Origin of the sequence: Corynebacterium sp. CNJ-954, from assembly GCF_001942345.1 — a bacterium.
GTDB lineage: Bacteria > Actinomycetota > Actinomycetes > Mycobacteriales > Mycobacteriaceae > Corynebacterium.
Genome location: NZ_MKKI01000008.1, coordinates 1 through 11,084, shown reverse-complemented (window position 1 = coordinate 11,084; position 11,084 = coordinate 1). Strand labels below are relative to the sequence as shown.

Below are 11,084 nucleotides of genomic sequence, written 5' to 3'. Positions count from 1 at the left end.
GACAGGCGGTACTACTTCCTGGCGTCCGCCTTGTCGGCGGCGGCACCACGCTTGCCCCGGCGGCGTTCCCGCGCCGCGCGGGCTTCCGCAGTCTCCTGGTGTCGGCGCTCACGGCCGAGACGGAGCGCGAAGGCACGCTTCTGCTTCTCGTCGAGGAACATCGGGTCCTGCGACAACCCCCGGTAAATGGCGAGGCACAGGAACAGAATGAGAATCACGAACGGGCTGGCTGCGATAATCGTCACCGTCTGCAGGCTGTTGAGTGCGTCGTCGCCACCCGACAGCAGGAGCACCACGGCGATCAGGGCGGTGAGCAGTCCCCACAGCACCGTGATCTTCCGGTCGGCGACGAGCTTGCCGTTCTGGCTCATGGTGCCCATCACCGTCGAGGCGGAGTCCGCCGAGGTGATGAAGAACGTCGCCAGCAGCACCATCGCCACCATGGATGAGATGGTGCCCAGAGGCAGATCATGCAGAAGGTTGAACAACATGTTCTCAGCGGTGCCGTCGCCGTAGATCTCCGAGCCTTCGGACTCCTGGTGAATCGCGCTACCGCCGAAGATCGCGAACCAGACCACGGACACCGCGGTCGGGACCAGCATCACCACGAGAATGAACTCACGGACGGTACGTCCACGGGAGATCCGGGCGATGAAGGTACCCACGAAGGGCGACCAGGAGATCCACCACGCCCAGTAGAACAGGGTGTTGCTGGCGAGCCACTCGTCCATACCCGGCGCGGAGTCCGCCGTACGGGCAGCCATGCCGAAGAACTCCTGGAGGTAGTTGCCGAAGGCGGTCGGCACAGTGTTCGCGATGACGACGGTCGGGCCGACGATCAACACGAAGAACGCCAGAATGGCGGCGAGCACCATGTTGAAGTTCGACAGGTACTGGATTCCCTTGCTCACACCGGAGAATGCCGAGATGAGGTAGCAGACCCCCAGCACACCGATGATCAGCAGCAGCCACCCGGTACCCGGGTCGTGGACCAGATCGGTGGCGTTGAGCCCCGACGCGATCTGCAGGGCGCCCAGGCCGAGGGAGGCCGCCGTACCGAACACCGTGGCGAAGATCGACAGGACGTCAATCAGCTTGCCCAGCCACCCCTCGGCGCGACGCACGCCGATCAAGGGGATGAAAGCGGAGCTCAGCAGCTGTTTACGCCCCAGCCGGAAGGTACCGTAGGCGATGGCGAGACCGACGATCGCGTAAATCGCCCACGGGTGCAGCGTCCAGTGGAACAACGTCGTCGAGAACGCGACCGGGTTACTCTCCGACGCCTCACCGGGCACACCGTTGCGGTAGAAGTTCATCGGTTCTGCGACACCGTAGAACATCAGGCCGATGCCCATGCCGGCGGCGAAGAGCATGGCGATCCAGCTGGCCGCGTTGAATTCGGGTCGCTCATTGTCCTGTCCGAGCCGGACGTTGCCGAACTTGCTCAAGGCCACCCACAGGATGAAGAACACGAACACCGAGCCCGCGATGACGTAGACCCAACCGAAGTCAGTCACGACAAAGTCCAGGGCGTTGTCGGCGAAGGTCGAGAAGTTGTCCGGGGAGATCAGTCCCCAGGCGACGACGGCGAGGACGATCAGCGCAGCGAAAAACACCACGCCTTGTCGACCTTCGCGTTCTCGTCCTCGGCCGGCGGCGGCAGCATGTCCTCGGTCGCGACCGGGGAGATCTTCTCCAGGTTGAGGCCGGGATCCGTGAAAGGAGCACCGGCGGCGTCGGTGCCCGGCGGGCCGATATCGTCAGATTGCGGGTTCTCTTCTGAAACGGACATGCAGACTACTCTGCCATACTCCCCGCGTACGGAGCCGAGCCCCCCTTCCACCTGAACACCGGAAACCCTACCGGTCAGCCCTGCCGGGCAGCGAGGACCGCCTCGTAGAGCTCCCGGCGGGAGACACCGTGAACAGCAGAAACCTCACGGGTGGCGTCCTTCAACCTCAGCCCCTGCTCGACTTTCTCCTCTACCTCTCCGACGAGCTCCTCAGGACTCCGTACCTCCGGCCCCGAGGACGCTGAGATCACCACGGTGATCTCGCCACGCACGCCGTTCGCCGCCCACGTCGCCAACTCACCCAGTGGTCCACGGACCACCTCCTCGAATTTCTTGGTCAGCTCCCGGCACACCGCCGCCTCACGGTCTGCCCCGCAGACCTCGGCGGCGGTGGAGAGAGTTGCCGCGAGCCGGTGCGGAGACTCGAAGAAACTCACCGCACGGGTCGAGTCACGGACCGATTCCAACCACTGACGCCGCGCCCCGTCCTTCCGCGGGGCGAAGCCGTCGAAGGCGAAGTGGCCCACCCCGACCCCGGAGAGTGCCAGAGCTGTGGGAACCGCCGACGGGCCCGGCAGGCACGTCACCGGTACCCCCGCATGCTGTGCCGCCTGGACAAGGGGGAAGCCGGGGTCGGAGACGGCGGGCATCCCCGCATCCGTCACCACCAGCACCCGCGCCCCCGCCGCTGCCCGTGCCACCAGGCCCGCGGCACGATCGGACTCATTGTGGTCGAAATTGGAGACGATCTTCCCGGTGATCTCGACCCCGAGCGCATCCGCCAGCGCACGCGTCCGGCGTGTGTCCTCGGCTGCCACGACATCCGCACTGCCCAGGGCGTCGATGAGGCGGATCGAAGCATCCAGCGGATCACCCAGCGGCGTCGCCGCGAGAATCACTCCACCCCCGGGGAGAGGACGGTCGGCTCGCGCGCGCTCCAGCGCGCGTGTGACCGTATCGGATTCGGGACGCTCCGGGGTGTTGTCCTGCATGGTCACCAGACTCTACCCGCCGGGGGACTCGGGACCCCTCGACCCCACCGGAGACGTATAGGATAAGCCACTGTGACGGAGACTCCAGCCACGACAGGCACAGCGCCCGGTCCTGCACCCGGGCGGCAGGAACGGCCACGCCGATGGTGGTCGATCCTGGCGGCACTGGGGGTCCTGGGCCTGGTCAGCCGGCTCCTCTGGCTGGGGCACCCCACCGACGACGGCACCCCGGTTTTCGACGAGAAACACTACGTCCCGCAGTCATGGCAGGTGCTGCGTGGCACGGAAGGTGGCGGCGACCTGCTCATCGGAGGCATCGAGGACAACCCCGCCTACGGGCTTGTCGTCCACCCTCCGCTGGCCAAACACCTCGAGGCCCTCGGCATGGCCGTCTTCGGGAACAACCCGTGGGGATGGCGTATCGTCGTCGCGCTCCTCGCCGTAGGGGTGATCCTGCTCATCGCGGCGACCGCCCGCCGCCTGACCGGCTCCGACTGGGTCGGGCTCACCGCCGGCATCCTGGCGTTGTGTGACGGCATCCTCTTCGTCACCGGCCGTTCGGCGATGCTCGACCACTTCCAGGTCTTCTTCGTCGTTCTCGCGGTCTACCTCCTGCTGCGCGACCACGGGCAGATGGAGCGCCTGTTCCACCGGGTCTCCGCCGAGGGCAGGATCACCGACAACACACTCGGCCCCCGGGTGGGGTACCGCTGGTGGCGCTTCGGCGCCGGAGTCGCACTGGGCTGCGCACTCGCGGTCAAATGGTCCGGTCTGTACTACATGGCGTTCTTCGGGGTAGCCGTCGTCGCCGTCGACTGGTGGCGGCGTCACCGTTTCGGCGTCACCCGCCCGTTCTCCGGAACGCTGGTGCGGGACTGCATCCCCGCGTTCGCCTCCCTGGTCCTCGTCCCCCTGGTGGTCTACCTGTTGTCCTGGCGGTCCTGGTTCGCCTCCGAAACCGGCGTCTTCCGGCACGAAGCCGCTGCAGGCAGCGACCGGATCAGCTCATGGGGTCTCGACTTCCTGCCCGACAGCTGGCTGAGTTTCATCTACTACCACGTCTCCGTCCTGGGCTTCCACAGTGAACTGACCAACTCCAACGGCCACCACCACCCGTGGGAGTCCAAGCCGTGGGACTGGCTGGCCTCCACCCGCGCACTGCTCTACCACTCGTCCGGCGATGACTCCGGGCACCGTGAGGTCGTGCTGTTGATCGGCACGCCGGCGATCTGGTGGTTGTCCGTCCCGGTGCTCCTGTGGGGCCTGTGGCGGATCATCGCCCGCCGCGACGTGAGGTGGCTCGTCCCGTTGGTCGGTTACGCGGCGGGCTTCCTGCCGTGGCTGCTGAACGTCGACCGCCAGATGTACCTGTTCTACGCCACGAACCTCGCGCCCTTCCTCATCCTGGGTCTCGCCCTCGTCCTGGGGCAGGTCTCCGGGTGGACGTTGCGCCCGGACGAACCGGCCCCCGGGGCGGGAGGCAGGCGCTCTGTGGCCACCGACGCGCGCGGACTCGTCCTCGGCAAGACCGGCATGCTGCTCGTGGTCGCCTACCTGGTCCTGGTCGTGTGGATGTTCCTGTTCTTCCTCCCGATCTTCACCGGGATGCCGCTCACCGACGAGCAGTGGCAGTGGCGGATGTGGTTGCCGGGCTGGACCTGACCGGTCGCAGTTACCGGTCATCCCCCGGTCGCCAGGACGAATTACTCCGCACATCGTCCGGGCTGTAGCTCACCGGGCGGGCCGACAGCCCCCTCAGCGACTGCCGGAGCGGGGCGACCGCGTGGTTCCGCGACAACCACACGCTCACCAGTGCCGCGCACGCGGCGAGGTGCAGCAGCAGACCTGCGATGAGCGTCAGGTCCGTGCCGCCACCCAGCACGCCCAGGACGATGTCGCGCGTCGCGAAACCGGCGCCGAACCCCCACAGCGCCAGGAACACAGGAAACAGGCCCGGAGCTGAACGCGGACGGGCCGCGCCCCACAACAGCCCGGCCGCCAAAGCCAGCCGGACAGCCGCAGCGTCGACGGAGAGCGACGCCACGTCGGGGTCACCGGCGTTGCCGACCGCTCCACCCGGCCCGGTGCCGTCCACCGACTCCGCACCACCTCCGGCGGCCCCGGTGAGCAGCAGCAGCGACCAGACGATGTAGCACACGGCCACGGCCACGAGCGCCACCCTGCTGAGCACCAGCGGCAGCGACCGGTTCCGGAGACGGTGTGACAGGCGGGGGGTCTCGTCGGCGACGCGCAGCATCGACTCAGCCAACGCGCGGGCATCGCCGGCGGGCCCGCCGGGAGCGACGCCGTCGGACGGAGCCACCGACATCCGCAGTCGCCGGTTCAGGTCACTCGCTGCCGCGAACCACTCGCGGCAGTCCTCGCAGGCGGAAAGATGGGCGTCGATCATGTCGTCGTCGACGTCCGACGGCGCAGTCTCACCGTCCAACCGGGCCGACAGGGCGGAACGGACCACCGCGTGCATGTCGGAACGTGAGTCGTCCTCCACCGGGATCACCCGAACCGGGAGAGTGCTTTGTCGAGGCTCGCACGTCCGGCGCCGAAGACGACGAGAACGAGGCACGCGGCGAACAGGACGATGACCAGCTCGCCGCCTCCTTCGGCCACGAAGAGCCCGCTGCCCAGATGGACGAAGTAGAAGGCCGCGACCATGTCGAGCGCCAGCACACCGGCCGCAGCCGGTGTGAGGAACCCCAGGACCAGGAGGGCGCCGCCGAGCATCTCGACGACGGCGACGACCCACACGGACAGCGTCGGCTGCGGGATGTGCATCGACGCCCACTGCTGAGCGGTCTCCTCCGCTCCGACATGGAACACCTTGTCCCACCCGTGGGCGATGAAGATGACCCCCAGGGCGACACGCAGGATCAGCAGGGCGGCATCGCGAAAGGCAGGATTGTTCATGATGCCCCCATTCTATCTCCCCCGGAAGACGCGGTGAGCGGCACTACACCGCCCGGATGTGGGTGTCGGCGCGGTCATCGTAACCGCCATATCCGTCGTCATCCGCGTAGTCGGTGTAACCGGAGTAGTCAGCGTAGGCGAGGTCGGCAAACTCCGGATCCGCGTCATCGCTCTCCAACACCACGGCACCGGGTCGCAGCAGACGGTCCGGGACACCGAGCTCACGGTCGTCGGTGTTGCGCACACCGAGACGGGCACGCCGCATCCGGGCGATCCTCCGGCGACGCAGCCGGGCCTCCTCGACCACCTGGCGTCGCAGATAGTAGAGGTACACACCCGACAGTGCGACCATCACAACGACCGCGGACCAGACAGCACCGCCCAGGATCACGGCAGCGACGACGGACACCACGCACAGTGCCGCCAGCACCGACAGCACCCGCTTACGACGCATCTGACGCCGTTCGACCAGACGCTGGGACGCCTCCGGATCGTAGAAACCACGACCACGGCGGGCTGCCGCGTAGTCGAGCTCCTCCGCGGTCAGTTCCCCGTCGCCGTACTCGTCCTCGAGGAAGTCGTCGGACGACTCGCTCTCGGCCCCGACCTGTGCATCGGCCTCGTACTGCTCGTCAGTCCCCACCGTGACATCGATGTCACCACCGCGTAGGTACGCCGACGGGACGTCGGAGAATCGTCGACGGTCCTCACCGACTGCCGCCACCGGGGCTACCTCCACCCGCTCGTCGCCGGTCTCGGCCTCGTCTGTGTCCTCTGTGTCCTCTGTGTCGTCAGCTTCCTCACCGACCTCCGTGTCGATGACGAAGGCGGAGTCCTCGACAGCCTCCGTGTCATCCGCCAGCGGGTCCACCGGGGCGAACTCGCCGGTGTCCTCCTCGTCGAGGGGGCGGTAGCCGACCACCTCACCCTCGATGATGCCCGGCACATTCCGCCCCGTGTCGTCGACGATCACCTGCTCCGGCTCGGCCTCGACCAGCTCGATGTCGTCATCGACATCCGCGTGGTACAACGACTCCGCCGGGAGTGGCCGCTTCCGCGGGCGCGAGATCTCCGCGCCACCTTCATGCAGGACGCGGGTCTCGGACAACGCCTTCGACGTCCGCCGGACCGGCGACTGGCTTCGGAGAAACAACGGCGCGAGGAGAAGAAGCCAGACAACCGCGATCAGGATCAGAGAGCTGAGGGAGCCGGACACTAGCGGCCTTTCCTTTCACCGACGACAATCATGACAACCATGACAACCATGACATTCAGAACGCATCACGATGGAACAATGCCACCGACGATACGTGGCGAGTCGGTGAGGACGCCGCAGGCGCGCCGTGCCGTGTCGCAGGCTGCCGTCGACCGGCTGCTACCGTGCCAGCCCTGAAGGACGTTCCTCGACCGTCAGACCCACGAGGACGTGATCACGCCACTGCCCGTTGATGTGCAGATTGCGTTGCAGCAGGCCTTCCTCACGGAAGCCGACCTTCTCCAGCACCCGACGCGACGCCACATTGGACTCCAGCACCGTCGCCTCCACCCGGTGCATCCCGACCTGGGTCATCGCATGATCCACACCGAGTTCCACGGCGCTGCTGGCCACTCCCCTCCCGCTGACCCCGGAATACACCCAGTAACCGATCCAGCAGCTGCACACCACACCATGCTGGACATTTCCCAGGGTCAGTTGACCGGCGAACCCGCCGTCGACCTCGATGGCGAACGGAAGCAGAACCCCCTGGGCCGCCAGAGCCGTGAGCCCGGAGTAGTTACGCCGCCACATCGCCTTCGTGTGGGCCTCCCACCACTGCCCGGGCACCGTCGGTTCCACAGGACGCAGCAGATGCTCGTCCGCATTCCGAAGTTCGGACCAGCGCCGGCCGTCACGTCGGGACAGAGGACGCAACCGGACCCGTCCCGCGCCAGTCACGATCGTGGGTGTCTTCGCCGGCCACCCGGGGTGGCGGTTCGTCAGTAGCACGGGTGGTTCACACCCGGTTCGTCAGGAACATCACGTCGACGACCTCGCCGGGCTCGATGCGGGTCCTGTCACCGGGAACGACGATCAGGCCGTTCGACTGGCCGTGGCTGCCCAGCAGATGGGTGGGTTCGCCGCCTGCGACCGCGCCGAGCGGATCCACGAGGAACTCACCGGTCTCGCGGTCACGCATGAGCTGTGCCCGGATAAAGCCACGACGATGCGGCGCCGATTCCAGCCCGGCGATGGTCCTGGCCTTGACCATCCGACGCATGGACTGGCGCTGACCGCGGAGGATCTGCACCAGCGGACGCACCATGACCTCGAACGCGACAAGAGCCGCACTCGGGTTGGAGGGAAGCAGGAACGTGGGCACCCGGTCCGCCCCGAGAATGCCGAAGCCCTGCACAGAACCGGGGTGCATCGCCACGCGGGAGACGTCCAGGTCACCGAGCTCGGCAAGGATCTCGCGGAGGCGGTCACTCGAGGAGCCCCCGACTCCCCCGGCGATCACCAGGATCTCCGAACGGATGAGCTGCCCCTCGATAATGTCACGGAGCCGCCGGTCCTCGCCCCCGACGATGCCGAGCCGGTTGACGTCCGCACCCGCCTCGCGTCCGGCGGCAGCCAGTGCATAGGAGTTCACGTCATGGACCTGTCCGAGTCCGGGATCACGGTCGATGTCGACAAGCTCGGGGCCGAACGACAGGACGGCCATCCTCGGTCGGGGATACACCAGGACCTTGGAGCGGCCGACCGCCGCCAGCAACCCGACCTGGGCCGCCCCGATCACCGAGCCCTGTTCGACGACGACATCGCCGGGTTGCACGTCGGACCCGGCACGGTGGATGAACTGCCCGGCCGCGACGGGACGTAAGGCCTCGGTACGACGCCCGTCGTCCTCGGCCCAGTCGAGAGGGACGACAGCGTCCGCGAGGGTGGGGACCGGCGCCCCGGCCTGAACCCGCACCGCCTGCCTCGGCTGCAGTCGCACCGGACGGTGCGACCCCGCCCCGACGTCGCCGACGACGGGGAGCTTCGCGGAGGGGACGTCCGGGTCAACGCTGCCGGCATGACGGACGTCGACGGAACGCACGGCGTAACCGTCCACCGCCGCCTGGTCGAAACCGGGGACCGACGCCTCCGACTCCACCTGTTCGGCACACCGCAACCCGAGTGCCTCTGAAATCGCGGTGCGCACCGGTTCCGGTGTTACTGCCGCGGCGCTGACCGTGGCCAGCTGCTCCTCAACAGTTCTCACGTGGCCGTCCTCACGGGTTCTCGGGAAGTTTCAGGATGATGTGCAGGTTGTACGAGTACAGACTCTGCAGACTCTACCGCCTCCCGGTACGGAAACCGCAGAAGGTGGCGCCCATGTCGGGCACCACCTCCAGTTCGTGTCAGTACCGGCAGGACCGTCGGTACGTTCTCACTTCTCCAGTCGCCGCGCCAACCACCGTTCCAGCGAGGGACCGTAGGAAGGGTCGTCGAGGGCGAAGTCCACGCAGGCGCGGATGAAACCACCCGGGTTGCCCAGATCATGACGGTTCCCGCGGTGGACGTAGACATGCACCGGGTGCCCCTCGTCGATGAGCTTGGCGATGGCGTCGGTGACCTGGATTTCCCCACCCTTGCCCGGCTCAGTCCGCCGTAGCGCGTCGAAGATCGAACGGTCGAGGAGGTAACGCCCGGTGGCCACGATATTCGAGGGGGCGTCGGCGGCATCGGGCTTCTCGACCATACCGGTCACCCGCCTGACCTGGTCGTCAGCACCGTCAGCACCGTCAGCCTCGGCGATCTCGAAGACGCCGTAGTTCGACACCTCCTCCTCCGGAACCTCGAAACCGCACAGGACCGTGCCGCCGTAGCGCTTGCGGACCTCGATCATCTCGTTCATCACGCCGAAAGGCAGGACGAGATCGTCCGGGAGCAGGACGGCGAAAGCGTCCTCGTCCTCGTCCAGGGCGTCCTCGGCACAGCCGATGGCGTGGCCGAGCCCGAGGGGACGGTCCTGGTTCACCGACACCGCCGTGATCATCTCGTTGACCGCCCGGACCTTGTTGAGTTGTTCGGTCTTGCCGCGCGACTCGAGGGTGTCCTCCAGGAGTTCATCGCGGTCGAAGAAGGCCATGATTCCCTGCTTGCGGGGTGAGGTGACCACCGCAAGGCGGGAGGCGCCGGCCTGGGAAGCTTCTTTCGCGATGAGCTCGATACCGGGGGTGTCCACGACGGGCAGGAGCTCTTTGGGGACTGTCTTGGTCGCCGGGAGGAAACGGGTGCCCAGACCGGCGGCAGGAACCACGACAGTTCGGATCCCACCGGTGGAAACGCCGTCGGTGACGCCGTCTGGAGAGCCGGAGGGAACAGGTGAGTTGGTAGTTGCCATGGTACGAATCCTACAGGGATCACCCCCTCGTGGCCCGGTGAGAACACACCGACACCCGGAAAACGGACAGCCGGGGAGCCAGAACCGGACCGACGCTACCCCCGGTGCCTCTATGATCGGCGGATATGTGCCATGAAACAGATCACGCCGTCGGGGCCGTCGGGGCCGTCGGGGCCGTCGGGGCCGTCGGAGCCGTCCAGGCGGCGAAGCAGGAACTCCGGCAGCACATCCGGGCTGGGCGGCTTGCCGTGCCGCCGGGCGAACGGTCCCGCCGGGACGCCGCCATCGCCGACCACCTGCGTGCCCTGCTGGACGGTGGCGCAGACCGCACGGTCGCCGCATTCGCAGGGCTCCCTGGGGAGCCCGGTGGTGCAGGGCTCCCTGACACACTCCGCGACGCCGGATTCGAGGTCTGGCTCCCGGTTGTCCCCGGCCCGGCCCGCCCGCTGTCGTGGCTCCCCTACCGGGGTGCACAGTCGACCCGCCGCGGCACCTTCGGCATCGCGGAACCGTCAGAAACACCGGAGTTCCCGTCACCGATATCCACCGTGGACTTGTCCGGGCGTGTCAGCACCCTGGTGATCCCCGCTCTCGCCGTCGACAGGGACGGCACCCGCCTCGGACAGGGAGGCGGCTACTACGACCGGACCTTCAGTATCCTGACCGGACGCGGGGAACCTGGCACACTTGTGGCAGTCGTCGACCACGGTGAGTTCGGGGTCGACGTCCCCAGGACAGGTCACGACGCCTCCGTCCAGATCGTCGTGACCGACTCGGGCATCTTCCCGACGTCCACCGGAGACCGGGCCCCCCGGTAGCCGGACCCTACCCCTCCCTCTCGGTTCTACCAGCACAAGGAGTGCATCATGCTCAAGGGTTTCAAAGACTTCATCACCCGCGGAAACGTGATGGAACTGGCCATCGCCGTCATCATCGGCGCCGCGTTCACCGCCATCGTCACCGCCATCTCCGACTCCCTGATCCAGCCCCTGATCAACTGCTTCG

Annotated in this window: 12 protein-coding genes; 3 read left to right on the top strand and 9 right to left on the bottom strand. The window is 67.2% G+C overall.

Going from position 1 to position 11,084, the window contains the following annotated elements; translation table 11 throughout:
- Positions 1-11 precede the first annotated feature (11 nt).
- The 3 genes from BJF89_RS04075 to rsmI form a co-directional block, all read right to left on the bottom strand.
- A complete protein-coding gene (locus BJF89_RS04075) occupies positions 12-1,619 on the bottom strand; it encodes a BCCT family transporter (protein WP_075812473.1) in 1,608 nt (535 codons plus the stop codon).
- On the bottom strand, positions 1,598-1,792 hold the full coding sequence (locus tag BJF89_RS04070; protein ID WP_075812471.1) for a hypothetical protein: 195 nt from the start codon (positions 1,790-1,792) through the stop codon (positions 1,598-1,600). Before BJF89_RS04070 ends, BJF89_RS04075 begins: the two co-directional genes overlap by 22 nt.
- Positions 1,793-1,866: 74 nt before the next feature.
- Positions 1,867-2,784, bottom strand: a complete 918-nt coding sequence (rsmI, locus tag BJF89_RS04065; RefSeq protein WP_075812530.1) for a 16S rRNA (cytidine(1402)-2'-O)-methyltransferase — start codon at positions 2,782-2,784, stop codon at positions 1,867-1,869.
- A gap of 72 nt (positions 2,785-2,856) precedes the next feature.
- Between rsmI and BJF89_RS04060 the strand changes: the two genes are divergently transcribed.
- On the top strand, positions 2,857-4,446 hold the full coding sequence (locus BJF89_RS04060; protein WP_075812469.1) for a dolichyl-phosphate-mannose--protein mannosyltransferase: 1,590 nt from the start codon (positions 2,857-2,859) through the stop codon (positions 4,444-4,446).
- Between the two features lie 10 nt (positions 4,447-4,456).
- Here the strand turns inward: BJF89_RS04060 and BJF89_RS04055 are convergent, their stop codons facing one another.
- The 6 genes from BJF89_RS04055 to BJF89_RS04030 form a co-directional block, all read right to left on the bottom strand.
- Positions 4,457-5,293 (bottom strand): zf-HC2 domain-containing protein, encoded by an 837-nt coding sequence (locus tag BJF89_RS04055; RefSeq protein ID WP_255372481.1) that lies wholly within the window; start codon positions 5,291-5,293, stop codon positions 4,457-4,459.
- Positions 5,294-5,298: 5 nt separating this feature from the next.
- Entirely contained in the window at positions 5,299-5,709 is a 411-nt protein-coding gene (locus BJF89_RS04050) for a DoxX family protein (protein ID WP_075812467.1), read from the bottom strand.
- Positions 5,710-5,752: 43 nt separating this feature from the next.
- The gene (gene glpR / locus BJF89_RS04045) at positions 5,753-6,925 is read right to left on the bottom strand and encodes a gephyrin-like molybdotransferase receptor GlpR (RefSeq protein WP_075812465.1); all 1,173 of its coding nucleotides are present in this window, start codon (positions 6,923-6,925) and stop codon (positions 5,753-5,755) included.
- A gap of 159 nt (positions 6,926-7,084) precedes the next feature.
- Positions 7,085-7,690 carry a GNAT family N-acetyltransferase gene (locus BJF89_RS04040; protein ID WP_075812526.1) on the bottom strand — a complete coding sequence of 202 codons (606 nt, stop codon included), beginning with the start codon at positions 7,688-7,690 and terminating at the stop codon, positions 7,085-7,087.
- 13 nt (positions 7,691-7,703) lie between these two features.
- Positions 7,704-8,954: a gephyrin-like molybdotransferase Glp gene (gene glp, locus BJF89_RS04035; protein ID WP_075812463.1), complete on the bottom strand. Its 1,251-nt coding sequence runs from the start codon at positions 8,952-8,954 to the stop codon at positions 7,704-7,706.
- 168 nt (positions 8,955-9,122) lie between these two features.
- Complete coding sequence (locus BJF89_RS04030; RefSeq protein WP_083650477.1) at positions 9,123-10,079, bottom strand: UTP--glucose-1-phosphate uridylyltransferase; 957 nt, start codon at positions 10,077-10,079, stop codon at positions 9,123-9,125.
- Between the two features lie 125 nt (positions 10,080-10,204).
- Here BJF89_RS04030 and BJF89_RS04025 point away from each other — a divergent pair, with 125 nt between their 5' ends.
- Positions 10,205-10,897: a 5-formyltetrahydrofolate cyclo-ligase gene (locus BJF89_RS04025; RefSeq protein ID WP_075812461.1), complete on the top strand. Its 693-nt coding sequence runs from the start codon at positions 10,205-10,207 to the stop codon at positions 10,895-10,897.
- Between the two features lie 48 nt (positions 10,898-10,945).
- Positions 10,946-11,084, top strand: a 139-nt coding sequence (locus BJF89_RS04020; RefSeq protein WP_139311869.1) for an MscL family protein, incomplete at its 3' end; no start/stop codon positions are given.

Coding starts and splice junctions, on each gene's coding strand:
- rsmI (WP_075812530.1), bottom strand. CDS start 2,784: ATGCAGGACAACACCCCGGAGCGTCCCGAATCCGATACGGTCACACGC.
- BJF89_RS04070 (WP_075812471.1), bottom strand. CDS start 1,792: ATGTCCGTTTCAGAAGAGAACCCGCAATCTGACGATATCGGCCCGCCG.
- BJF89_RS04050 (WP_075812467.1), bottom strand. CDS start 5,709: ATGAACAATCCTGCCTTTCGCGATGCCGCCCTGCTGATCCTGCGTGTC.
- BJF89_RS04030 (WP_083650477.1), bottom strand. CDS start 10,079: ATGGCAACTACCAACTCACCTGTTCCCTCCGGCTCTCCAGACGGCGTC.
- BJF89_RS04025 (WP_075812461.1), top strand. CDS start 10,205: ATGTGCCATGAAACAGATCACGCCGTCGGGGCCGTCGGGGCCGTCGGG.